A 24445-nucleotide genomic window follows, 5' to 3' on the forward strand; every position below is an offset into this window, starting at 1 on the left:
TTACTTTAAATCACCGGTTTCGGTTTCCGCAACGGGTATTTCTGCTGCGGGTGAAAGTCGTTCCATCAATTGGGCACGCTGCGGAGGGAGGCTGCCGAGCGTTTCGCGGAGCGCGCTGACCGCCTGCTTGCGTTCGCGCAGAATGCCCAGATTTCTCGCGAGTTCCTGCTCGAAATGCACCATTGCACGTATGGAAGGGCCGTTAGATGCGACATGATCGAGCCCTCTTCGCAGTAAATCGGCCAATTCCGGTTCCGGGTGGTCACGCTCGATCAGCAGCTCCAGCAGGCGGCACCAATAGCCTGACAAAAGCATTGCATTGTAATTACCGCGGATCGGCTCCCGCGTGGTGGCCACCGCGACTTCCCGCAGGCCGTGCAGCTCTCCGGTGCGCGCCTTCGCCCAAGTGATCTCGGCGTCGAAAAACAGGTCCAGCTTCCCGGCGAACTGGCTTTTCGGGCTGCGCGCACCCTTCGCCACGGTCTTGATCAGCCCGTGCCCTGCCGTGAACCAATGTACGATCCAACTGGTGTCGGTCAGCTTGGTCAGACGGATCAGGGTGCCGTGGCAGTGCTCCATGTCGCTAGAGGATAACCCGGGAATCAGGCAGAGGTTTCATCATCGCAGGATCGGCGGAGGAATCGGCAGGATTCGTCCACCGCATGAATCGGTCTGAGGGGCCGGGGCGTGATTTATTCGCATGGCGTCAGCACCCAGACGCCGTGGGGATTGTGGAAAAGGTCATCCGCCTCATGTCGCCCATCTTCTTCCAGCGTCAATCGGAAGCGAATCGATTCTTCGGACAGGCTGACGGTGTGGCCGGACTCCAAATGGGGATTTGAGACGATCTGATAGAGATTGAACTGGTTGATCAGGTGTGCCGCTTCCTCGGCATCGAAGTCCGTGGGAATGCTGCACTCGGGCAGTCCGAAGTGGTGCATGCCGCAGGAGTAGAAGTAGTCCTCGCCGCCGATCAGGGTGCAGGCGCTGCAATAGTGGTCGAATGCATTTCCGGAGAGCAGCTTGGACCACCTCTCCCACTCGTGGGCCACGCCGCAGGATTCCACCTTCACCGCGATGCCCCCGGCGCGGCGGACCACGTCGGTGAATTTCACGATGCGCTCCAGTTCCTCCGGGAGATCCATCGCGAAGTGAAGGTAGGCCACGCCTCCATGTGCGGAGATCGCCTCCAGCGTTTCATCGGAAATTTGTCCCTGCCCGGCCAGGTGGAAAGCCTGGGCCATGTCCGGATCGGCATCCGCATAGGTCAGCGGCACGTGATCCTCACCCGAAGGGTGGGCGAGCAGGCCTCCGGCGAAGATGAACTGGCCCGCAGGCTCGGTCGTGATGATGGCCTTCAGGAATTCCGAGCGATCGGCCCAGGGGCCCGGGATGCAGAGGATCATTTCTTGCTCCATGGTGCGTGGTATCAGGGTGGGAAAGGTTAGAACAGGTCGGTCGCCGGCTCATTCTCCGCTGCGATCAGCGGAGGGGCATCGAAGGCGGGCAGCGGTGCGACGAGGTTCGCGGGCAGCGGGAATTGTTTCTCATAGATGCCGACCGAGATCTCGTTCGCATTCGCATACGCATCCTTCATCATTTCCAGCTTCGCATCGAGATTGTCGATGTGGTGCAGCGCGATCGCTTCGGGCGTGCGCGGCAGGGCAGGGGAGCCGAATTGGTAGTCGCCGTGATGGCTGGCGATGAGGTGCAGCAGGTGCAGGCGCACGCTTTCGCTCGCGGGCTCCAGCGGCAGCCAGTCCTTGGCGACCGGGCTTTCCGCCACGTCGCGCCACAGCTTGTTCACCAGCTCTATGCCCAGCGGGATGTGGCCGAGCATCTCGCCGTGCAGCGTGTAGCCCTGCGCGAATCCCCGCTCGGGATACTGGTTTTCCCACAGCTTCCCGCAGTCGTGGAAGAGCACGCCGATGAGCAGCAGGTCGCGATTGAGCTGCGGGTAGGCGGAGGCGGCGAGGTCCGCCATGCGCATCATCTGCGCCACGTGCTCCACCAGTCCGCCGCGGCGGGCGTGGTGGTTTTTCCGGGCGGCGGCTGCCCGGCGAAATTTCGGGCCGAGATCGTCGATGAAGCGCTTCGCCAGCGCGTGCAGCCGCGGGTCCTTCACCCCGGCGGCGAAGGTCGTGATGGTCTCCCAATCGCGGCGCTGCTTTTCCGCCGTCGCGGCGTCACCCGCGTAGAAGGCCTCGAGGTCCTCGCCGGTCAGGCGCTCCCACGAGATGTTCGCGCCATTCAGGCCGTACTGGTTCTGCGTCCACTCGGCATCCAGCCGCACCACGGTGCCGTCCGGCATGCCCTGCGCCGCCTCGAACATCGGCGCGTCCGACCAGGCATTCAGGTTGAAGCTGCCGGTGGCGTCCGCGAAGGTGATGACGAGGTAGGGCTTGCCCGCCTTCGTCTGCCGCTGGCTGCGTGACTGCAATTCGCAATCCACCGCGGCGGCGATGGGAGGCTGCTCGCCCGCTTGTTCCTTCAGTGCCGAGATCGTGAAAAATGTCACGTCGCGAGCATCGCCGTATCCCGGCGGGTGTCACGAACGGAACCTCACGCGGCGATGCCCAGCGCGTCGCGCACGGAGTCCATGAAGACGCGATATTCGAAGGGCTTGCTCAGCACCGTCCGCGCGCCGAGCTGGCGGGCCAGCGGGAGAAAGTCGCCGCCGCCGGAGACGATGCCGCCGGACATCGCGATGATCTGGATACGGGGATCCACGGCACGCAGCTCGAGGATGGTCTGGATGCCATCCTTGCCGGGCATGATCAGGTCGGTGAGGACGAGATCGAAGGCACCTTCGCGCACGTGCTTCACGGCCTCGGTGCCATTCCTGGCCATCTCGACCTCGAAGCCTTCCGCCATCAACGCCTGTCGGAGAACTTCCCGGATCGCAGGCTCATCGTCCACAATCAGGATTCTTGCGGTTTCTTTGGCGGCCCCCGTAGTCGTCATCTTGGGTGAAGTATGGCCTGCGTTTGAAAGGGCGCTATCACGCCATCGCGGAGGACGATTCCGGGAGAAAGCTGTCAGGACGTCTTGTTTCGCGACGTTACTGGTCGCTTGATCGCCGGGGCGATCCATGATTTCTCAAGCGGGCAGTCGTCTTGCGTGACGAGGCAACCCAGTCGCCGCTGGTTTCTCCCCGAGAATGGTGATGAACCGTACCCCAACCACGCCTCCGAAGGACACGGCGCGAGCCCGCGCGTGGAGAATCGTCGTGGGCTATTGGATCTTCGCCACGCTGTGGATCATCCTTTCGGACCGTGCGCTGGAGCCGCTGCTGCCGCACTCGGAGATGATCCTGCGGTGGAGTCTGGTGAAGGGCCTGCTCTTCGTCATGCTGACCTCGGTGCTGCTCTGGTACCTGGTGCGCCGCACCTGCGAGGAGATCGAGGCCAGCTATCAATCGCTGGCCACAAGCGAAAGCGAGCAGCGCGAACTGGCGAACCAACTCGCCGAGGAGCGCTCGCGCCTCGTGGAGGCCCAGCGGGTCGCGGAGATGGGCTGGTGGGAGTCGGACCTGGTCACAGGTGTCATCGCGTGGTCTGAGGAAATGCACCGGATTTTCGAGACGGACCCGGCGACCTTTGTCCCGACCTTCGAGATCATCCTCAAGCAGACGCCGGAGGAGGAGAGGGCACGGGTGGAGGAGGGGTACAAGAATTCGGTGGAGGGCACCGGGCCGGACTCCCTGGTCCACCGGGCCCGCCTGCGCGACGGGCGCGTGAAGCACCTGGAGCTCCACTGGAAGGTCTTCCGCGATGGCGCGGGCAAGCCGGTCCGGCTGCTCGGCACCTGTCGCGATGTCACCGCCGGGCGCGAGGCGGAGCAGGCACTGCGCGACAGCGAGACGCGCTTCCGCGAGATGGCGGAGAATATTGGCGAGGTCTTCTACAGCTACGACATCGTCCAGGATCGCCTGCTCTACATGAGCCCGGCCTACGAGACCGTGTGGGGCCGGCCCCTCGGCGACATCTACGCCGACACGAGGGCCTACATGCAGGACATCCTGCCGGAGGATCGCCCGATGATGGAGGAGGTCGCCCGCAAGCGCTTCGCCGGGGAGTCGGCGCAAGCGGACTTCCGCATCCGTCGGCCGGATGGCGAGATCCGCTGGCTGAGGGTCCAGTTTGCCCCCATCCCGGATGCCTCGGGAAAGGTCGGGCGGGTCGTCGGGACCATGCGCGACATCACCGCCTCGAAAATCGCGGAGACCCAGCTCGTCGAGCAGGCGGCGCTGATCGAAAAGGCGCGCGACGCGATCATCGTGCTCGGCCTCGATCACCAGGTCATCTACTGGAACCACGGTGCCAGCCTGCTCTACGGCTGGACCGCGGAGGAGGCGATGGGTCGCTCCGTCCGGGAGCTGCTTTATCAGAATGAGCAGGCATTCCTCGCGTCCACCCGCGCGGTGCTGGAGCAGGGCGAATGGTCCGGCGAGATCGCACAATTCACCCGCGCGGGACAGGCGGTCACCGTGGACGGCCGCTGGACGCTGCTGCGCGATCCCGAGGGGAAGCCCCGCTCGATCCTCTCCATCAATACCGACATCACCGGGAGGAAGCAGCTCGAGCAGCAGTTCCTGCGGGCGCAGCGGATGGAGAGCATCGGCACGCTGGCCGGCGGCATCGCGCATGACCTGAACAACGTGCTCGCCCCCGTCATCATGTCGGTGGACCTGCTGAAGCACCGCCTCGACGATGCCGCGGACCGCGAGATCCTGGAGATCGTGGGTGCCAGCGCGCGGCGCGGGGCAGACATGGTGCAGCAGATCCTTTCCTTCGCCCGCGGCATGGAGGGCCGCCGCGTGGAGGTGGATGTCGGGCGCGTGCTCCAGGAAGTCGTCCGCATCATCGGGGATACTTTCCCGAAGTCGATCCGCGTGGAGCTGGAGGCGCCCGCCGGGCTGCTGCGGGTGCATGCCGATCCCACACAGCTCCACCAGGTGCTGCTGAATCTCTGCGTGAATGCGCGCGACGCCATGCCGGATGGCGGGCTGCTGCGGCTGCGGGCCGTGAACGTGAACAACGACGAGCCACGCGTGAGGGTGGACGTGGAGGACACCGGCTCGGGCATCCCCGCGGGCCTGCTGGGCAGGATCTTCGACCCCTTTTTCACCAGCAAGGAGCCGGGGAAAGGCACTGGCCTCGGGCTCTCCACCGCGCTGGCGATCGTGCGCGGCCACGGCGGCACCTTGGAAGTCGCGAGCGAGCCGGGGGAAGGAACCACCTTCACGGTCTCTCTGCCGGCGCTCGGCCAGGTGGGCTCACGTCCCTCCATCACCGTGAGCCCCAGCCTGCCGCGCGGCCGTGGCGAGACGGTGCTGGTCGTGGATGACGAGGCATCGATCCGCCACATCACCCGGCAGACGCTGGAGGCGTATGGCTACGAGATCCTGGATGCGGCGGACGGTGCGGAGGCGATCACGCTCTTCGTCTCGCGGCGCTTTGAGATCGACGTGGTCATTACGGACATGGCAATGCCGCGCGTCGATGGCCCGGCCCTGATCCGCGAACTGCGCCGCATCGACCCGACGGTGCCGGTGATCGGCGTCAGCGGCGTCACGTCCATGGCGTCCTTCGATGAAGGCGGCGAGCCGGTGAAATTCCTGCCAAAGCCCTACACGACCGCGGCCCTCCTGACGGCCCTGCGCGATGTATTGGAAATGCAGGTGCGGTGAGAAGTCATTCCCACTCGCTCGCCATCTCCTTTATCTCTGCCGCCTGCCGTTCCCGTAATGCGTTCACATGGGTCTTGCTGGTCCATGGTGAGAAGAGCGGGTCCTTCGCCATCCAGTGGCGCTCCATGGCCATCGAGACAGGCACGGCGATGAGGAGCGTGGCAACGCCAGTCATCGCCCATGGCAGCGTGGCCCTCATCACCAGATTTGGCCGCAGGGATGCGAGGCGCGTCGAGAAGAGAGCCATGATGCCCTGCCACAGGAGCCACAGGATGCCACACGCGGCCATGCCTCCGGTCGCGATGAGATAGATCTTCTCCTCGTCTCCGCTGAGAGTGTCGAAGTAACGGAGGGCTCCTGCAGCGGGGATCGACAGGCCGGTCAGCGCCGCGACTCCCCAGCCGATCCACGCATGTGAAACGCCCAGGCCGATGACGCCGCCGCGCACTCCCCAACGCCATCGGGCGGTCTGGAGCAGCATCACCGCCGAAAGAATGAAGCCCGCGCTGGGCTGGATGATCCAGATCAAGGGTGACCACACCTCATCCATTCCTCGATCGGTCCAGCCGAGCGGAGTCATCCGGGTGATGCCCCCCCACCACAGCCACGGGAGGGCAAGCCCGAGTCCGACAATCCACAGGTGATCTTCCTTCTTCAAGAGCGGCATCAGCCCGCGGGCAAGCCGCTTCACTGCCACCGAACGACGGCATGTCTCAAGTCCGACCAATCCGGCGAAGACCAGGGCAAGGAATGAGATCGGTGCGAGAAGGACGCGGTGCATGAAGGCAAACTCCGCGAGCTTTGACGGGAGAGTTTCTTCTGGCGTGATGCTGGCAGGTATGCGCGCTGTGGAACGCAAACGAAACCCTATTGAGAATTCCATCTCCGGTGAGAGTGGGTCGTGGGACGAGGTTAGGCGCGACAGGATTGAGATGCGATGCTCCGCCTCTGCTATTTCATCCGTCATGACGAATCCATCAAGGCCCCACAGGATCGATCCCCCCATATCTTCCAACTGAGCGAGGATTCCGTCGTTGCTGAATTCACCAGCCTGCGGCGAGTCGATCACCCGCTCGGTAACGTGCTTCCACTTGTCGAAGAAATTCTTCAACCCGTCCATGTCGCCATCTGCGAGCAAAGCCTGGCAATGAGCTTCCGCCAATGTTTCCAGAGCATCTGAATCGGATTTGAATGTCGGTCTCACCAATTCAGAGATCTCCAGCGCGATCATTTCTTCGGTGAGCGAGCGAGGAGAAGGGAAGGCGTCCATTTGTTGCCTCTGCAGACTGGTCGCATGGTCAACGTAAACAGGCTTTGCCGCAGCTTCGGAAAACAACTCCAGTGCTTTGTCGAAATCGGCTTTGGAACTAACCCGGATAGCTCCATTGTATAAGCGGGTATTGATGTCGCCGTGAGCCTTCGCCAACTGGGGAGTAATCCTCAGCAGAGGATAGAGAGCATTGTCCGGATCAAGACGGGCAACGTTTTCCCAGTCGATGTCGGCGGAGTGGTCCGTCCAATCCACCTGCCGGGTGACATGCTGCTGGAGCATAGCGAGGTCGCCGGGATCTCTCGCGAGAATGTCCGCGGTTTCCTCGGGCGATCCCGCCTTCGGATGAAGGCCGAGCGGCAGCGTGGGCGCGACCCTGCGCAGATGGTCGACAACCAGTGCCGTTTTCCCGGGATCGTCTCCCACGGCATAGAGCTCGCGGGAACTCATCATGGTCACCTGTCTCAGGAGGAAGGTCTGCCATGCGAGGTGCAGGATCACCGCCGCCACGGCCCCGGTCAGCAACACCGCGCTGACGCTCAGCAGGGCGCGGCGCAAGCGCGGCTTCGGCGGCGGAGCCGAGGCCAGTGCTTCATTCGGCCCGGTGAGATCCAGCATTTCATACGGGATGCCGCCGTGCGTGGTGCGCGACATCAGCTCGCCTTTTGCCTCCTCCCGTTCTTCGGGAGAGGAGGCAAGGTGCCGCGTTGCCAGATCCAGAAACCGCTCCACGTCCGGGGTCATGGACGGCGGTTCTAGCAGAAGATAATTCGGCGCAAAGGATTTCCCGGAAGCGTCAACCTATCTCCCAGGGCTCCGCCATCTGCGGTTCATCGGCGGGAGTTTTTACGCGTGCTTCTTCCAGATGCTTCTCGATGCACGCGAGGATCGTGTCGAAGTCGGACGTCTTGCTGACGAAGGGCAGGCCGCCGGTCTGGGTCTCGCCATCGGGCGTCTCCGGGTTCTCCTCGACCAGCGCGGTGAGCATCAGCACCGGGATATTCTTCAGGTCGGGATCGGCGCGGAATTGCGCGACCACGTCACCGCCGTCCATGCCGGGCATGACGACGTCGATGACGCACAGGTCGGGCATGAAGTTCTTCGCGGTGGTCAGCGCGAGGGAGGAGTCGTTGATGTCGTGGACATCGAAGTTGCCGACTTCCTCGAGGTTCGCACGCAGCAGGGCGGTGAAGTCGGCTTCATCGTCGATGATCAGGATTCGGGGCGTTTCCATGGCAGTGGTGGTATTTGGCAAGTTAGTGGAAGTTGGGAAATTCGCGAGGTCTTCTCGCAGGAGGGATGCCATTTTCGTTCGTCAGGTCTTCAGGGTGATGGATGCCCTGACGCCGCCGCCGGGCAGGTTTTCCAGCTCCAGCATGCCATTGTGGAGTTCCACGATCTTCCGGCACACGGCGAGTCCCAGGCCGGTGCCCTGGCCCGTGGCCTTCGTCGTGAAGAAGGGGTCGAAGATCTTCGACATGTTTGCCTCGTCGATGCCGGAGCCGCTGTCATCCACCTCGATCCGCACCACCCGGTCGCCCTCGCGCAGGTGCCCGGCGGTGCGGACGCCCACGTCGCGGCGCACCCCGCTCAGTGCGCGGGAGAAGGCCCGTACCGTCAGCGTGCCTCCGTCCGGCATGGCATGCATCGCATTGATCATGAGATTGACCATCACCTGCTCCATCTTCGTCGCATCCACGCTCACGCGCGGCAGGGCGGGCTGGATCTCGGTCTCCAGCTTCACCTTCGCCTGCCTCAGCGGATACTCCACCAGCGCGAGCGAGTCGCCGATGACCTCGGAGATATCCTTTGGCTCCACGGAGAGCTTCCGCGCCGACGAGTAGTCCACCAGGCCCTTCACGATCTTCTTCGCGCGGTCGATCCCGCGCTTCATTCGCTCGATGGTCTCCTGCGCCTGCGTGTCCTCCGCGGGGATGCGGCGCGCGAGCAGCTCGATGCCCATGCCGATCATCGCGAGCGGGTTCTTCACCTCGTGCGCGACGCCCGCCGCGAGGCGACCCACCGACTCCATTTTCTCCGCCTGGATCAATTGTTCCTGCGCGCGCTTCAGGTCCTCGTTCGCCTTCACCAGATCCTGGTTCAGCACATGCATCGCCTGCTCGGCGGCCTTGCGGTCGGTGATGTCCGTGGAGATCGCGCCGATCGACTGGATCTGCCCGTTCAGGTCGCGCAGGGGGAATTTCACCGCCACGTAGGTGCGCGGCTCGTTGTCCACGTACAGCTCCTCGTCCATCTGGAGCGCCTCGCCGCCTTCCGCGATGAGGATGTCGTGCTTGCGGAATTTATCGGCGGCGGATTTGTCCGCGATGAGCTGGTGGTCCGTGAAGCCCAGCACGTCCTTGCGCGCCAGGCCGAAGAGATCCTCGAAGCCGCGGTTCACCATCAGGTAGCGGCCCTCCAGGTCCTTCATCGAGATGACGGCCGGGCTGTTGTCGATGATGGCCTGCATCCGCTGCTCGGCCTGGATCACCTCCAGTTGCGCGCGGCGTTGCTCGGTCACGTCGCGGTCCATGCCGACGAAACCCCAGATCTGGCCTTCCGCGTCGAAGAGCGGCACCTTCGTCGTGACGAAGTGATGGACGTCGCCGGGCTTCCACTCCAGGTCCCACTCGCGGTTGATCACGCCGAGCCGGTTCTCGATGATGCTCTGGTCCTCGGCCTCGCCTTCCTTCACGATGGTTTCCGGGAAGTAGTGCGCCGGGGTCTTGCCGATCATCTCCTCCGGAGAAGAGGCACCGACCCACTCGGCCATCGCGCGGTTCACCACCAGGTACTGGCGCTGCAGGTCGCGGGCGAAGATCTTGTCGGGGAAGGCGTCAATGAGGGAGCGCAGCAGGTAGCGCTCGCGCTCCAGCTCCTGCTTCGCATTCACCAGCTCGCTCACGTCGCTGGACATGCCGAAGGTGCCGATGATGTTTCCCTCGCGGTCGCGGAAGGGCATCTTGTTCGTCAGCACCCAGCCGACCGATCCGTCGGGGAAGACCTCGTGCTCGACCAGGCCGTTGACCGGCACGCCGGTATTGATGATGCGCAGCTCGTCCGCGCGCGCATCGTCGGCGTGCTCGCGGTCGAAGAGGTCGTGGTCGTTCTTCCCGATCAGGTCGCGCGGGTGGCCCTTCCTCACGTAGGTCGCCATGCTCTGGTTCACGCGGAGGAAGCGGGATTCGCGGTCCTTGAAATAGATGTTGGCCGGCACGTTCGCCATCAGCATCTCGAAGTAGTGGTCGAGCTGCCGGTGCTGCTCGCGCATCTGGACGAGCTCGTCCTCCAGCCGCCGGTTGATCTCCGCAAGCCGGTCGGACGCGCTCGTGGCCTCAGGGATGGTGCGCAGCCGCCCGATCAGCAGGCCGGTGGCGAGCAGGATCACGGCGCTCGCCGCGACCCGGGTGATCAGGTCGCTCTCCTCGATCACCAGCCACGACGTGCCGAGCAGGATGAAGATCCCCGCAAGGATGACCAGTGCGCCGGAGCGGCGCATGGGCACGGGGGGAGGATCGCTTTTCACCACTAACAGCTTCGCACGCAACCGGCCCGAGTGCAAATGGCATGGTGAGGGATCGTGAGAAATACCGCCTCAGCGCGCCTCCGGCAGAAGCAGGATTCGCTTGATCTCCTCGATCGCCTGCGAGTGGTGGAATGACCCGTGACCGGCAGGCACCTCGAAGGATGACTCCGCTCCCGGCAGGCTGGAGCTGGACGGCGCGACGAAGAGATCGCGCGAGCCGGTGATGACGTGACCGGCGGTGCCCTTCACCAGCGGCAGGCGGTCGAAGATTTCCATGGACCGCTGCTTCGGCGAGAGCGCGATGAGGCTGGTGACCTTGCCGCGCGTGAGTGATTCGTAGTCGGGCTGGAGCATGCCCGGGTTCTTCTTCTCGATGCCGCGGAAGAAATCCTGGAAGCGGTCGTCCTGTGCCACGAAGCGCTGGCCGAAGCGGCCCAGCCACGAGTTCGCCCAGTTGCTCCCGCGGAAGGGGACGGAGCAGAAGATGACGCGGTCCACGTGAGTACGAGGTTTCCAGTAGAAGGCCTCGTCCAGCGTGCGTCGCTCGTCGTGGGTGAGGTCGAGCGAGGACAGCGGGCGGGTGAAGACGGCATCCCAGAAGGCATCACGGGGATCGACGGCCAGCGACTTCGCGAGCAGGCCGCCATTGCTGTGCGCGATCACCACGCTGCGCCGCATCGCGGGATCGTCGCCCTCGGGATCGAGGTGCTTTCTCAGCTCGTCGAGCTGCCCGCGCATGATGCGGGCCGAGTAGAGCGCCGGGGCATTGGTCGGGTAGAGGTAGTGCCACACCTGGTAGCGGCTGCGGATGGCGGGGTCCGCCCACAGCTCATTGGTCAGCTCGGCCCAGGCGAGCGGCGTGGAAAAGAGGCCGTGGATGCAGATGACCGGCGTGCGCTTCGGATCGTACTCCTCCACGAGCGCGAAGCCGGACTCGCGCAGCGACTTCTTGCGGATCACCGCGGTGATGCCCGACTGCGCGAGCGGCCGCGTGTGCTCCAGCATCGCCGTCCATGGCACGGTGAAGTCGCCAGCGAGCGTCTGCCGCTTGCCGGCGAGCATGATGCTCTCGGTCTTCAGCCGGTCGTGGAGGCGGATCTCGATTTCGCGCGCGCCCTTCCTCACCGCGACCGCGGTCACGGCACGCGTGATGGCCTCCGGCGGGTACCAGCGCTCTATGGCTTGCCGGTGGCGATTCTCGCGATAGCCGGTGAGCGGGATGCCGATGCCATCCACCTGATGGTGCGCCAGCCCCGTCACCTTGTAGCGGGAGGCAGGCTCCAGCCGGTCGAAGTAGTCCGCCGCATAGATGCCTTCTCCGCCCTGGTGAAAGCGGACCGTGTAGCCATCGACCGTGCTTTCTCCTCGCGGCGCGCCTGCCAGCCACTCGCCCAGCGCGCGCTTCGCCGCGGCGTCCTGCGCTCCCTCCAGCGCCCGGTGCAGGTCGGTTGGCGAGACGGCGGCGCGGCGTTGCTTCTCGGCAATGCGCTCAAGCCTCGCCGGGGCACAGGCGGCCACGGCGAGGGCGATCAGGACGGCGGGGAGGAGGCGCATGCCGGTGGTGGATGAAGTGTCCCGTCGACTTGTGTCGACGGGACCTCGGCACTCCTCAGGCCTTCAGCTTCGCAGCGATGCCGGCGACGTGCTTGCCCTGGAAGCGGGCGAGCGAGAGCTCCTTCTCGCTCGGCTGGCGCGAGCCATCGGCACCGGCGATGGTAGCCGCGCCGTAGGGGCTGCCACCGCGGACCTCGCTGATGTCGGTCAGCTCCGGTGCGGCATAGGGCAGGCCCACATAGACCATGCCGTGGTGGAGCAGGGTGGGGATGAAGGTGAGGATGGTGGACTCGTTACCGCCGCCGGTGCCGGTGCTGGCGAAGACGCTGCCGACCTTGCCGACGAGCGCGCCTTCCATCCACAGCTTGCCGGTCTGGTCGAGGAAGTTCCGCATCTGCGCGGCCATGTTGCCGAAGCGGGTGGGCGTGCCGAAGATGATCGCGTCGTATTGACCCAGCTCCTTCGGGTCGGCGACGGGTGCGGCCTGGTCGAGCTTAGCGCCATAGGCGGCGGCGACTTCCGGCGGCATGGTTTCCGGGACGCGCTTGAGGGTGACTTCCACGCCATCCACGGTGCGCGCGCCTTCGGCGACGGCGTTTGCCATGGTTTCGATGTGGCCGTAGGTGGAGTAGTAGAGGACGAGGAGCTTGGTCATGACGGTATTGATTTTGGGATAACGGGAAGCAGCGTGACAGAAATCCGCGGGCGCGGGAAATAGCCTCTCGGAAGCCTCAGCATGCGGGAAACGCATGGCCCCGTCCGCATGTCTGATTCTTTTGTGGAACGGAGTCCACCAGTGAAACAATCTCGCCGGGCAAGACGTAGCGGGCATTCCCCCGGCTCATTGGACAACGCCAGCCATTCATCTCCAACATGCGAAAGATCGGACTACTGATGGGAAGCCTGGCGCTGCTGCCGGGAGCGGGACATGCGCAGGCCAGCCGCTACGCGCCCTATCCGGCGGCGCAGCAGCCGTCCGAGGGCCTGTCGTGGCCGAAGGGTCAGGCGCTGCCGATCTTCGCGGCTCCGGCGGAGAAGCTGGACACCATCGTGGTGCAGGCTTTGTCGAAGGACGAGCAGATCACTTTTTCCGCCCTTCAGGGTCAGGTGAATCGCAAGCAGCCGCGCATCCTCCTGCTCGACGAGCGCTCGGGAGAAGGCCGGGACACCTGGCCGAAGACCCTGAAACTCGGCATGGCCGAGCCCCTGCCGCGCGAGGCGAAGTGGGACCTGGTGAAAAAGTATGCGGGCGAGGTGACGGGCGTCGTCCTCTACGATCCCTCGAAGAACCCGCATTTCCGCAATCTCGCCGGGACCGCCGCGGGCATCCAGCGTGCCCTGCCGGTGACGCGGGAGGTGATGGCCGACATGAAGGCGGCGGGCATCGATCTGAAGGTGGTGGAGGATCTGACCGGCCTCGACCTGCCATCGCCGATGGAGCTCTACGCCCACATGCACAAGCACTACTGGCCGAAGTGCGACCGGCGCGTGATCGTGAATGCGAAGCCGCACGACCAGCGCGGCGGTGGCGACTACCACCACACGCGCGACATCGCGGCGGCGACCGGTGCCGCGGTGGTGTGGCTGGACACGCAGAATGACAAGCAGCGCGACGTGCTGCGGACCTTCTTCCGCGACATGAAGGCGGGGGACGGCATCGCGCTGGGCTGGTATTCCACGGAGCGCACGGGCATCCCGCTCGCGACGGAATTCGGCATCGGCACCTTGCCCGCGGACTTCTTCGTCAGCGGCAGCGTCTATGCCGGTACGGACCCGCGCATCACGGTGCCGCCGGTGCCGAGGATGCCCGCGCTTGAGAACAAGGTGTACATCTCCGTTTTCATCAGCGACGGCGACAATATCCAGTACGTGCAGCACGCGATGCGGCAGGCCTGGGACGGCTCGTCGGAGGTGCGCGGGAAGGTGCCGCTGAATTGGACCATCGCGCCCGGCCTGGTGGACATCGCGCCGGGGATGCTGAATTACTACTATGCCCATGCGACTTCGCAGGACTGCTTCGTCACCGGTCCCTCCGGCATGGGCTACCTGATGCCAGTGAATACCCTCACCGAGCCCGGCGCGCCCATCGGGCCGAAGCTCACCGAGCCCGCCCGCATGGATGGATACTCGCGGATGACGGAGACCTATCTCCAGCGCTCCGGCCTGCGCGTGGCGACCATCTGGGACGACATGACGCCGATGCAGCGCGCATCGTACGAAAAGCACTGCCGCAATCTCTACGGCGCGACCGTGCAGAACTTCAAGGATGTGCCGGAGGTCGCGGGCGGCGTGCAAAACGGGCGGCTGCGCTTTGACAAGCTGGTCATCCCCTACGCCGGGTCGAACGAGCACATGCACGGCACCATGGTGGAGAGGATCCGCGAGTGGGACGGGAAGTCGCCGCTCTTCCTCAGCTACCAGGTCGAGGCGTGGAAGATGCGCCCGGAGCGCGTGCTCGCGCTGCAGGAACAGCTCGAGCGCGAGTATCCGGGCAAGATCAGCCTCGTCCGGGCGGACCACTACTTCAACCTGATGAACCAGGCGGAAGGCGTGCCCTACAATCTCTGCCTCGCGCCGGAGACCGTTGTGAAAGCGGGCGCGGGTGACGCCGCGCTGGCCATGGACGGCTCGCCCTCCACGCACTGGTCCACCGCGGAGAAGGACAAGCGCTGGCTCGGCTTCGACTTCGGCGCGCCGAAGGAAGTCCGCCGCTACGTGATCCGGCACGCGGGTGACGGCGGTGCGGAGGAAAGCCGGAATTCCCGCGCTTTCACGATCCAGTCCAGCATGGACGGGAAGTCATGGAAACAGGTCCACAAGGTGACAGGCAACCTCCACAATGTCACCGACATCGACCTGTCTCCGGTGAAGGCCCGCTATTTCAAGGTCACCATCGACGACGCCGGAGCCGACAGCACCGCGCGCATCGCCGAAGTGGAGATTTTCGGAATAAATTGAGGTCGTTTCCGCGAGGAGAATCCCGGTTTCTTTACAAGAAATTCACGTGTGGCGGTCGCCCGCAGCACGTATGGAGATGGCATGACTCGCGCGTGGTTTCTCTTGTTCTGTGGAATGCTGCCGGTGACTGCCGGTGAAATGCCGGGCAGGGCGGCGGGATATCATGAGGCGCTGCGCAAGCGTCCGGAGAGCGAGGCACTCTTCCAGAGATTCCGCGATGCGTGGCTGGAGGAGAAGCCTGCGGCGGAGCTGGAGGCCGAGTTGCTTGAACGCGCGGAGGCAGGGGAGGCGGGCGCGTGGGCGATCCTCGGTCGCGAGTGGCTGGCTGCCGGGAAGGAAGAAGAGGCGCTGTCCGCCTTCGGAAAGGCGATCGCCGCCGAGCCCACGGCGGCGTGGCTCAGGCTGGCTCGCGCGAAGTTGCTGGTGGCCAAGAAGGACTTCGCCGCCGCCGAGAAGGACGCCCTCGCCGTGCCGCCGCGCGACAAGCAGATGCCCGAGGCGCTGAAGCTGGCCGGCCTCGCCTGCCTGCGTGCCGACCGCGTGGACGAGGCGCTGGCCCATTGGAAGAAGGCGGTGGATTCCGCACCCGGGGACAAGGGACTGCTGGAGGATCTGACCGAGCTGACCCGCCGCGAGGGCCGCTACGACCTGGCTCTCGACTACTGCGCGAAGTGGCAGGATGCCACCGACGATGCCTACGTGAAGGCGATGGCCACGCTGAAGAAGGCCGAGCTCCTGCTTTCGTCGGGCCGCCTTGATGAGTCGGTGGCCGAGCTTGGCAACGTGCTGGCGAAGTCGGGCGACGGCTCATGGCTGGAGCGCGAGGCGCTGGCCCGGGCGGAGCAGTCCTACCAGCGGCGTGGCGATACGCTCGGCTGGGTGACTCAGATCACCACATGGGCAGGGGTGCATCCGGCCCGGCTGAATCTCCGCCGCGCGCAGGCCCAGGCACTCGCATTGGCGGGCCGCACGGGCGAGGCGCTGACGGTGCTGGATGAAGTTTTGAAGCGCTCGCCCGGCGACCGCGATGCGCGCTGGCAGCGCGTCTCCCTGCTGGAGCGGGACATGCAGGTGCAGCAGGCCTATGACGAGTGCGCGCTCATTTCCGCCGAGGAGAAGTCGGAGGAAGGCGGCCTGCGGCTGGCCGATCTCGCCTTCCGCCTGGACAAGAAGGACGAGGTGAAGAAGGCGCTCGATGGCGTGATCGCCGCTGCGGATCCCGCCAGGAAGGTGGGCCTCGCCGGTCTCTATGCCCGCTACGGGCTCCCCGCGGAGTCGGAGAAGCAATGGCGCGCCGCGGCCACCGGCGAGTCGGGCGGTCAGGCGCTGCGTGAACTCGCGAAGCACCTGCGCTCCACCCGCCGTGAGAAGGATGCTCTCGACGTCTGGCGGGAGATCGGTCGCCGGGATTCGTCGCAGGACCGCATCGACGCTGCCCATGCCCTCGCCGGTGCAGGGGAAAAGGACGCGGCGCGTACGCTGCTGGAGGAGGTGCGCGAGCGCTTCTCCGGCGAGACGAATTTCCAGACCGCACGCGCCGACATTGCGATGATGCAGGACCGCCATGACGAGGCGCGGGCGATCTATCGCGAGCTGGCATCGGGTGCCACGAGGCCGGATGAATTGCAGGTCGCCGTGAATGGATGGCTGCGCGCCGTGGAGCGCCATCGGGAAGATGCGCTGAAGGATCTGGCGGAGACCACGGGCGACCGTTGCCTGCGGGCGGCCCTCGTTGCGGAGTCGGGCAAGCCGCTTCCGGCGCTCGTTCCGGGGGATGCCCTGGAGCGAGAGATGCGGCTGAGGCTTCTCCGCGAGCATTCGAAGTGGCCGGAGCTGGTCGCGATGCTGGAGGCATCCGGCGGGACCAGCCCTGCCTACCATGCCGAGCTTCTGGACGCGAAGTCGGCGGCGGGCGATCAGGCTGGCGCGCTGGCAGTGGCACGTGCCTGGCGCGAGCGCAGCCCGGACATGCCGGGACCCTGGATGAAGGAAGCCAGCCTGCTGGCGGCTGCCGGAAATGTGGAGGATGGCGTGGCATTGCTGAGGCGAGCGGCCGCGCGTTTCGACGCCGACGAGGATGTCGCCCGCGCATTGTTCTCTTTGCTGGCCCGTGACGCCGATGGCTCCGGAGCGCTCGAGCTCGCGTGGCAGTTCCACGACAAGTCGGACGATCCCGCCATCCGGTCCGGCTGGCTCAGGGAGATCATCCGCCTCTCGATGGATGGCGACCGCCTCTCCGACCTGAAGGCCCGCTTGGAAGAGCGGGTGCGCCGTGATCCCGCGTCGCCCGGTCCGCTGGTGGCGCTCGCGGACCTGGCCGGTGCCTCCGGTGAGCGCGAGCAGGAGCTGGAGATGCTGGTGAAAGCGGTGGCCGGTTCGCCGCGGGATGTGGCACTCGTTTCGCGACTGGCGCGACTGGAGGAGAAGCATGGCCGCCGCGACCGCGCTCTGGCGCGCTACGAGGAGCTGGTGAGGCTCGTGCCCGGCATGGAGTCGGCCCGGCAGCATGCCCTGGCGAAGCTGCGGTGCGGCGACATCCGCGGCGGCATGCGCGACCTGAAGGCGCTGCTCGTCGGTGATGCACTCGATCTGCGCGAGCTGGAGCAGAGCGTCCTCACCACGGCCCTGCGCGGCTACATCGGGGAAGCGATTGCGCTGCTCGAATCGCTGGACCCGGCGATCCTCGACGCCCGCGCCCACTTCATCATGGGGATGCTGCTGGAGGCGGACGGCCGCGAGGCCGAGGCGCTGGATCACTTCGTGAAGGTAATGGCGGAGCCGCCCGACCCGGCCGAAAGCCAGTATCCCGAGGGGATCGGCCTCGGGGTGATCGAATACCTGCAGCACATCCGGCTGCAGCGGAGGTCAGGTGTGGACCTTCTGCGCAGTGTCGCGATCCCTAGCTCCCTGGCGGAGGCCAAGCGCCAATTGCCGGCCCGGATGATCCGGCTCGCGATGGTCTGCGAAGAAGGTGCCTGGGAGAAGATCGGAGCCGTGATTCCCGGCCTGCGATCCAGCTCTGTCGAGGACTGGCGGCAGGTCGATGCGGTGATCGTGGAAAGCGGCTACAGGCTCAATTTCGATGCGTTGGCGTTCCTGGATCGCTTCCCTGCCAATCCCCTCGGGGCGGAGCTGCTGTTGAACGGCCAACAGATTCGCACGTTGAAGCCCGCGCAGATCGATTCCCTGCTCCAGCGCCAGCCACCCGTGCCGGCGAATCTCGGCCTCTTCCTCCGCCTGCAAAAGGGAAGCTACGATGACGCGACGCTGGCATGGCTGGAGCAGCTTGATGCCGCGACATGGGGAGAGCCATTTGCCGGGGCTCAGCTTCTGACCGCGTCGCAAGCACTCATGACGAACTTGGAAGGCGCGGAAGAGGTGGATCGTGCCGAAGTGGTGAAGCTGGACCGGATGATCTCCCTGCTGGACAAGGCGGAGCGCGGTCAGGAGCCGGACCTCGTCATGCAGCGCCATGTCCTGCGCGCACGGCATGCGATCTTCGAGGGACGCGAGGATGACTTCCTCGCAAGCCTGCAACTTTCGCTGGGCGGAAATCAGGTCGTGGAGGACGTCGTCATGGGTGCCAATCTCGTCGGGATCGGCCCCGCATTGGCCCGATGGGAAAAGGCGAAAGGCCGGGCCGCCGTTGATTCGCTGATCGCCCGGATCCAGTCGCCGGTCTTGAGATGCCTCGCGTGGGAGGGCATGGGTCGCGATGGGCTTCGCCAGAAGATCGACAAGGAGCTGGCTGCCCTGCCCGCGGACGCACCGTCCGGTCAGAAAAGCGGTCTGATCCGGTTGAAGCTCAGGCACTGGGATCGCAAGGCGGACCCGGCGGGGCTGGAGCGCGAGCTGCGCAAGATCAGCGCGGATGACTCGGAGCCCCGGCTGGCTCTCGAGGCCCTGTCCATGCTGCTCCAGCACGGGCAGGTGCAGGGAAGGATGAGGGAACCCACTCCCGAGGAGATGCAGCGCGCCGGAGTGCTGATGAAGCGAGTCCCGTCCCATAACCTCCCCCGGGGTCCAGTCATCAACTCGCAGGTGGGCAGGCAGAGGGGCTTCATGCGTGCAGTGCCGGTGTCGCAGGCCACCGGTCGCTGGGGTGCGCCGTCTCATCTGGCGTCCTTCATTTCCGGCCCGGCGATCCAAAGCAGCCAGATCAACCGGATCTCCAGCATGGGGGACAAGGAGGCCGCCATCCGTGAGGCGACGGACTTGCTCTGGGAGGCCGCGCTGGGCGCGATGACGGGGGCGGCAACCGTGGACCAATTGATCCAGCCCTTTGGAAAGGCTGGCATCCTCAATCGCGCCATCGAGCGGATGACCCTGCCGGAGGATGCCGGGCTCACGCGCCGCATGGCCCTGCTCGATCTCCTGGACGCAGTGAAGAACGAGGAGCGCGCACTCGCCATCGTCACGGATCTCCGGAAACGGCGGCCCTGGGAGACACGGTGGTCCGCCGAGCTGGCGATGCGCACATCGGACCGGGCCGAAGCCTTCCGCGAGCTGGACGAGATTTCATCCCGCCCGGATTTCTGGACGGAGGTTCGTGACGTCATCTCCGACAAGCGGAGCCGGGAAAACTTGAGCCGGTTCACCTTGCTCGCGGATTGGGCGGAGCGACCGGGTGTGGATCTTTCCTGGTCGGGTCAGGCCGTCGTGGCCCTGGCTGAGAATCTCTCGCGAAGCGGCGGAGACACCGTTCTCCGCAAGGAGCTCTATGATCGCTTTTGCAAGCTCGCGCTCACTCATCCGAAGAGCGCGGAGGCTGCCTTCCGGTCGATGTATTCCACGAGGAATGCCAGCGAGCCCGCCGTGGTGGAGGACGCCGCCCGACGGGCTCTGCTAAGCGGCGCCTACGCCGTGAATTTCGGCAGCCCGGATCTCATGCAGAGGATGCAGAATGCTCCTGCCTCGATCGAGCTGCTCGTGCAGGCGGCGGGTGAGAGGGGAGACGACGCGGTCTTCCCGCCTGCATTCATGGAAAGCCTGAAGGCCGTGGATCCGGAGATGGCCGGGTGGCTCGCCACCTTTCTGTCTACGAAGCGTGCGACCGACTTCCCCGGCTTGTTCGATAACGGGGGCGACACCTACCGGGAGAACGATGTCCCCTTCGCCAAGCACGGGGCGGAGATGATGCGGGCCGCCCGGCTGCCCGGTCGCGACAAGCTGCTGGAGAAGATGTTCCGCGAGAAGAAAGTCCACTCGGTGTCCAGGGCCCTGAGCCTCGTGATTCGGCAGAGCCTGATGGACGCCGACAAGGACAAGTCCATCGACAAGCAGATCCTGACATGGCTGGAATACGCCGCAGGGCCGCGCAAGGGCTGGGATCTCTCGGGCGAGGACAGGACCCTCCCCATGGCCGCCACGGCGATCCTCGGTGCGGCGGCCACCCTGGACAGCGCGACCTATGTGTCGGTGCTCAAGCTGTTCGCCTCCTGGAAGCTCCAGCTCTCCTCCAGCAATCCTGCGAATGATCTGGCGCGGCTTTGGCAGGCGGAATTGGCCGGGCCGGCCAAGGAAAAGTGGGAGCTGCTGCCTGGCACCGGCTTGCGCGATGCCCTGCAGCTCGGGCAATGGCAGACCATCACATTGCCGGGTGAATCCGAGCCGCGGCTGCGATTCTCCTGGATCTTCGCGGATGCCGTCCACCGCGTCCCCCGGCAAACGGCTCAACAGGTGGACGAAGCCGCTCGCGTGATGAATGACGAGGATGCGTCGTTCACCGAGGTGATCCGGGTCATGCGCTTTTCCCAGGATCGCGAGTTGTCGAAGAAGGCGGTGAAGCTGGCCGCCCCGGAGCTGGCGAAGCTCCCGGCGGAAGTTCGCGAGGGTGTCTTGCGGAGGCTGACCGTGGGCCTCAGCGAGAGGGATCTGAGGGACCTGCCGAAACAGGCCACCGAGATGCTCGGCAAGCGTCTGGATGAAGATCGTGAGAAGCGCGTGAGAGCCGTCCGCCAGAGCTTTGACCAGATGAAGGCGACGGGACAGGCTCCGAAGAACGGAGTGGACGTCGGGCAATTGGTCGGGCCAATCGCGGCAGATGACAAGAAGCTCGCCGCGGAAATCATCGCCTTCTGGCGCTCCGCGAAAGGGAAAGGAGACGCCAGCAAGGAATTCAGTTCATTCATGTCCGGCTACCTGCAGTATGGCGGTCGCGATCCCGATGCGCTCTTCGACAGTCTCATGGTGGCGGAAGAGCTGTGGGGCGCTCCCATCCCTCCTGCCGAGGCCACCCATGAAGATCCTTTCCTGCGGGTATGGTCCCAGTTCTCGGGCGGGCCGGGCATCAGTCCCGATACGTGGGGCCGGATCGCGAAGCTCTCGGCGCGCATGCAATTGAGAGTGCTGCTGCCGGTGCGCCGCAATTTCCATCTGGCACGGCGTCAGGATGAGGAGTGGATCACGGCTTCTACGAAAGCCGCCGATGCCAGCCCGCTGACCCGGCATACGCTCGGCTGGCTGCTCGATATCGAGACACTGAACCGCGACTCGAAGAGCCGCAGCAGCGGTCTCCACGCGGTCGGCCTGGTAGAGGCGATGAAAGCCGCCGGTGCCACGCCCGATGAGCTGGCGATGATCGTGGAGGACATCTTCAGGAAGCTCTCCCGGATGGACAATGCTGCGGAGATCATGAAGCAGACACCCCAGTGGCTCGCCGGGCTGAAGGTGCTGCCGGAGACCTCCGGGGATGAGATGGCCAATGGCGTGCTGGAGCTATGGAGCTCCGTCCAGTATCCGCGGAGAAATCCCGCCGCAAACGCCCCCGGGGCGACCCCGCCGCCTCCCGTGCATCCCGCCGAGACGGCAGCGGTGCTCCGCTTCGTGCTGGCAAAGCTTCACCAGGGGAAATTCAAACGCATCTTTCCCCCGGCTCAGGTGAGTTCGCTGCTGATCGCCCTGGATGATGACGAGCTCATCACCCGCTGGGGCGCGGCGTCGCGGATGGGACTCGCGGGTGATACCGACCTGATGCTGCATCTCCTGCGCAAGGACCGGGTGAAGGAAGCGATCTCCCTGCTGCCGGGTGAGGGAGCGAGCATGCGCCCCCACTACTCCTCCACCCGCAGATTCTCGACCGAGACAGAGGGGCTGATCGGCAAGCTCGCCGCGCTGGATTCCAAGGAGGCCTTCCAACTGAGGGTGATCCTGTCCGGCATCCTCGATGACCAGGATGACCGGAAGCCATCCGTGCTCCGCGAGCAGCGGCTGGAGAAGCTTGCCGAGGAGTATGAAAAGCGGCGCACCACCTTCTCCGCCCGGGATCGCATGATGCTGTGTCAGAATCTCGACCTGATCCAGAAGGCGGTCGGGGAGCACGTGCCAGCGCTCGACGAGTTCGCCGGCGAGCAGGTGACGCGGGCCTTCCAAGGCGCCTTCGCGGCCCGGGATGCGGGGAATCCGGCGCGGGAGGAGGGCGCGATGTCTTGGAGCTTTGCCCTCGCCGTGGCGCAGTCGCGTCTGCACGCCGGAGATGCATCGGGGATCGAGTCCTTTGCAAAGGCGATCCGCGAGGCACCCCGGGATGGCCGGTCCGATGCCTATGTCCAGCCGATGGTGATCCATGCCAGCCACGGCTTCTGGGCCATGGCGAATCGTCTCGATGCCATCATACCCGCGGAGCTTGCCACGGTCATGCGCACGGTGGCCGCCGCTGCCGCCACCTATAGCGATCCCGTGATTCGCGCCGAGGCCGCCTTGCTGGTCCACCTCGCTTCCCCTGACGAGGCCTCGTTGAAGGCGGGCCTGGATGCCTGCAAGCTCGCGAACATGACGCCGCAGCAGATCGTGGACGCGTCCCGCATGCGGCGTGGCATGGAGCCTCGCTCCTTGCCGATGCTGCGCGTCGGCGTGCTGCATCCGCGTTCCAAGGAGCTGAAGCCCCTGGTGGACCGCTCCCGGTCTCCCATGCTTCACAGCGGGCTCATCCTGCTGCTGCTGGATGACCCGAAGGTGAGGGCCCGCATGGAGCCGGAGACATTCCTCGAGATGACCCGCTTCACGCCCGGCACATCCGCGAAGAGCCACCAGGGGATCGAGAAATACATCGCCGAACGCGGGGATGACTTCGACGCCGAGCAGAAGGTCCGGCTGGAACAACTGCAGGCCCGGATCAAGGAACCGGGCGGCAAGCTCGATATGGAAGCCCGCAAGCAACTGATGGAACTCCAGCGGGAGGAAATGAGGAGGAGCCAGGAGGACATGCGCCGCCGGGCAATGGAAGGACTGCCGGGGATGGATCGGTGATCCCGCCACGCGGCCACCCTCACACGTGCGGAGGACCGGCATGGGCCGGCTCCTCCGGCGGCAGGCGTTTCCGCAGCCGGTGGACGATCAGCGGGTGCAGCAGGTTTGCCAGCAGGATGGTCGCCATGCCCGCGTAGAAGAGCGGGTGGAGCCCCTTGTGCTCGCCGAAGAAAAGCGCCGCCGCGATGATCCCGTAGAGCGGCTCGAAATTGAACGCCAGATTCATCGTGTAGGCGCTCAGGTGCCGCAGCAGCGTGATGTGAAAGCCGTGGGCGAAGATCGTGCACACCCACGCGAGCAGCAGCAGCCACAGCCAGTCATACCCCTGCCAGGCGAAGAGCGACACGCCGCCGCTGGTGAAGGGGAAGAGCACCAGGCCCGCTGTGAAGGCACCGACCATTTCCCACGCGACCATCGTCGTCGGGTCGCTGCCGCCCGTGACGAAGCGGCGGTTCAGCACCGGGAAGACGGAGGCGAGGAAGGCGCTGATCAGCGCCACGCCGAGCCCGAGCAAGTGCTCCCGCCCGACGAAGCCCGCGACCAGCCCGATGCCCGCCACCACCAGCAGCCCCAGCAGCACCTCGAATGGGCGCACCCGCCGCTTCTCCAGGAAGGGCTCGGTGAATGCCGTGAAGAGCGAGATGGTCGCCATGCCCGCCAGGCAGACCGAGATATTCGACAGCTTGATCGCGCCGAAGAAGCAGATCCAGTGCAGCCCCACGATGAAGCCGATGCCGAGGAAGGCGAGCGCCGCCCGCCTGCCCGGCCACAGTGGCCGCCGCCGCACCAGCCCCACCCAAGCCGCCGCCCCCACCGCCGCAAAGAGCGTCCGCCAGATCACCAGCGTCGCCGCTGGCAACGAAATCAGCTCCCCCAGGATCGCCGTGGTCGCAAGCAGCAGGACAAGCAGGTGGAGCTGGAGGTAGTGTTTCACTGGTGCGGGGCACCGAGGCTTGAACGCAGGAGGACGAAAGGCCAGCTTATGCTTGAGAGGTAGAACTGCTAGTCCGAATCGACGAGTCCGTTCGGAGTCCGTAATTTGGGAACAGCGCGAAATGATTTACTAGTCGAAATGCTATCTTTGGAAAAGCTTCATCGAAAGCTTGCCGTGTGGCTCATACCTCTTAACATCTGATTAACAGGGTCGCCTCCCTCGGTTGTCCGGGAGGTGCCGGGATGCCCTTCTTACGTCTGCTTC

General features: G+C 65.2%; 13 protein-coding genes. 3 read left to right on the forward strand and 10 right to left on the reverse strand.

Features of this window, described 5'->3' with window-relative positions:
* The 4 genes from recO to OKA04_RS13020 form a co-directional block, all read right to left on the reverse strand.
* Entirely contained in the window at window positions 1–579 is a 579-nt protein-coding gene (gene recO / locus OKA04_RS13005; RefSeq protein WP_264501603.1) for a DNA repair protein RecO, read from the reverse strand.
* A 113-nt stretch (window positions 580–692) separates the two neighbouring features.
* Window positions 693–1406 carry a DUF4261 domain-containing protein gene (locus OKA04_RS13010; RefSeq protein WP_264501604.1) on the reverse strand — a complete coding sequence of 238 codons (714 nt, stop codon included), beginning with the start codon at window positions 1404–1406 and terminating at the stop codon, window positions 693–695.
* Window positions 1407–1444: 38 nt separating this feature from the next.
* On the reverse strand, window positions 1445–2518 hold the full coding sequence (locus tag OKA04_RS13015; RefSeq protein ID WP_264501605.1) for a 3'-5' exoribonuclease YhaM family protein: 1074 nt from the start codon (window positions 2516–2518) through the stop codon (window positions 1445–1447).
* A gap of 44 nt (window positions 2519–2562) precedes the next feature.
* On the reverse strand, window positions 2563–3093 hold the full coding sequence (locus OKA04_RS13020) for a response regulator (RefSeq protein ID WP_319800613.1): 531 nt from the start codon (window positions 3091–3093) through the stop codon (window positions 2563–2565).
* Between the two features lie 73 nt (window positions 3094–3166).
* Here OKA04_RS13020 and OKA04_RS13025 point away from each other — a divergent pair, with 73 nt between their 5' ends.
* Window positions 3167–5692, forward strand: coding sequence for a PAS domain-containing hybrid sensor histidine kinase/response regulator (locus tag OKA04_RS13025; RefSeq protein WP_264501607.1), 2526 nt, complete (start codon window positions 3167–3169; stop codon window positions 5690–5692).
* A 4-nt stretch (window positions 5693–5696) separates the two neighbouring features.
* Here OKA04_RS13025 and OKA04_RS13030 read toward each other — a convergent pair whose 3' ends face one another.
* From OKA04_RS13030 to wrbA, 5 genes are all read right to left on the reverse strand, one after another.
* Entirely contained in the window at window positions 5697–7520 is a 1824-nt protein-coding gene (locus OKA04_RS13030; protein ID WP_264501608.1) for a hypothetical protein, read from the reverse strand.
* A 238-nt stretch (window positions 7521–7758) separates the two neighbouring features.
* Entirely contained in the window at window positions 7759–8196 is a 438-nt protein-coding gene (locus tag OKA04_RS13035) for a response regulator (RefSeq protein ID WP_264501609.1), read from the reverse strand.
* Window positions 8197–8277: 81 nt separating this feature from the next.
* Window positions 8278–10461 carry a PAS domain-containing protein gene (locus OKA04_RS13040; RefSeq protein WP_264501610.1) on the reverse strand — a complete coding sequence of 728 codons (2184 nt, stop codon included), beginning with the start codon at window positions 10459–10461 and terminating at the stop codon, window positions 8278–8280.
* Between the two features lie 96 nt (window positions 10462–10557).
* Window positions 10558–12042 carry an esterase/lipase family protein gene (locus tag OKA04_RS13045; protein WP_264501611.1) on the reverse strand — a complete coding sequence of 495 codons (1485 nt, stop codon included), beginning with the start codon at window positions 12040–12042 and terminating at the stop codon, window positions 10558–10560.
* 55 nt (window positions 12043–12097) lie between these two features.
* On the reverse strand, window positions 12098–12697 hold the full coding sequence (gene wrbA / locus OKA04_RS13050) for an NAD(P)H:quinone oxidoreductase (RefSeq protein WP_264501612.1): 600 nt from the start codon (window positions 12695–12697) through the stop codon (window positions 12098–12100).
* A gap of 218 nt (window positions 12698–12915) precedes the next feature.
* Here wrbA and OKA04_RS13055 point away from each other — a divergent pair, with 218 nt between their 5' ends.
* Window positions 12916–15000, forward strand: a complete 2085-nt coding sequence (locus tag OKA04_RS13055) for a discoidin domain-containing protein (protein WP_264501613.1) — start codon at window positions 12916–12918, stop codon at window positions 14998–15000.
* Between the two features lie 114 nt (window positions 15001–15114).
* Window positions 15115–23247, forward strand: coding sequence for a tetratricopeptide repeat protein (locus tag OKA04_RS13060; RefSeq protein WP_264501614.1), 8133 nt, complete (start codon window positions 15115–15117; stop codon window positions 23245–23247).
* 19 nt (window positions 23248–23266) lie between these two features.
* Here OKA04_RS13060 and OKA04_RS13065 read toward each other — a convergent pair whose 3' ends face one another.
* The gene (locus OKA04_RS13065; protein ID WP_264501615.1) at window positions 23267–24181 is read right to left on the reverse strand and encodes a DMT family transporter; all 915 of its coding nucleotides are present in this window, start codon (window positions 24179–24181) and stop codon (window positions 23267–23269) included.
* Window positions 24182–24445 lie beyond the last annotated feature (264 nt).

The sequence above is a fragment of the Luteolibacter flavescens genome (assembly GCF_025950085.1).
In the GTDB taxonomy this organism is placed as follows: domain Bacteria; phylum Verrucomicrobiota; class Verrucomicrobiia; order Verrucomicrobiales; family Akkermansiaceae; genus Haloferula; species Haloferula flavescens.

Bases quoted from the DNA above. Each gene is read 5' to 3' on its own strand.
- recO (WP_264501603.1), bottom strand. From the start codon at position 579: ATGGAGCACTGCCACGGCACCCTGATCCGTCTGACCAAGCTGACCGAC.
- OKA04_RS13010 (WP_264501604.1), bottom strand. From the start codon at position 1,406: ATGATCCTCTGCATCCCGGGCCCCTGGGCCGATCGCTCGGAATTCCTG.
- OKA04_RS13020 (WP_319800613.1), bottom strand. From the start codon at position 3,093: ATGGATCGCCCCGGCGATCAAGCGACCAGTAACGTCGCGAAACAAGAC.
- OKA04_RS13025 (WP_264501607.1), top strand. From the start codon at position 3,167: ATGAACCGTACCCCAACCACGCCTCCGAAGGACACGGCGCGAGCCCGC.
- OKA04_RS13035 (WP_264501609.1), bottom strand. From the start codon at position 8,196: ATGGAAACGCCCCGAATCCTGATCATCGACGATGAAGCCGACTTCACC.
- OKA04_RS13040 (WP_264501610.1), bottom strand. From the start codon at position 10,461: ATGCGCCGCTCCGGCGCACTGGTCATCCTTGCGGGGATCTTCATCCTG.
- OKA04_RS13045 (WP_264501611.1), bottom strand. From the start codon at position 12,042: ATGCGCCTCCTCCCCGCCGTCCTGATCGCCCTCGCCGTGGCCGCCTGT.
- wrbA (WP_264501612.1), bottom strand. From the start codon at position 12,697: ATGACCAAGCTCCTCGTCCTCTACTACTCCACCTACGGCCACATCGAA.
- OKA04_RS13055 (WP_264501613.1), top strand. From the start codon at position 12,916: ATGCGAAAGATCGGACTACTGATGGGAAGCCTGGCGCTGCTGCCGGGA.
- OKA04_RS13060 (WP_264501614.1), top strand. From the start codon at position 15,115: ATGCTGCCGGTGACTGCCGGTGAAATGCCGGGCAGGGCGGCGGGATAT.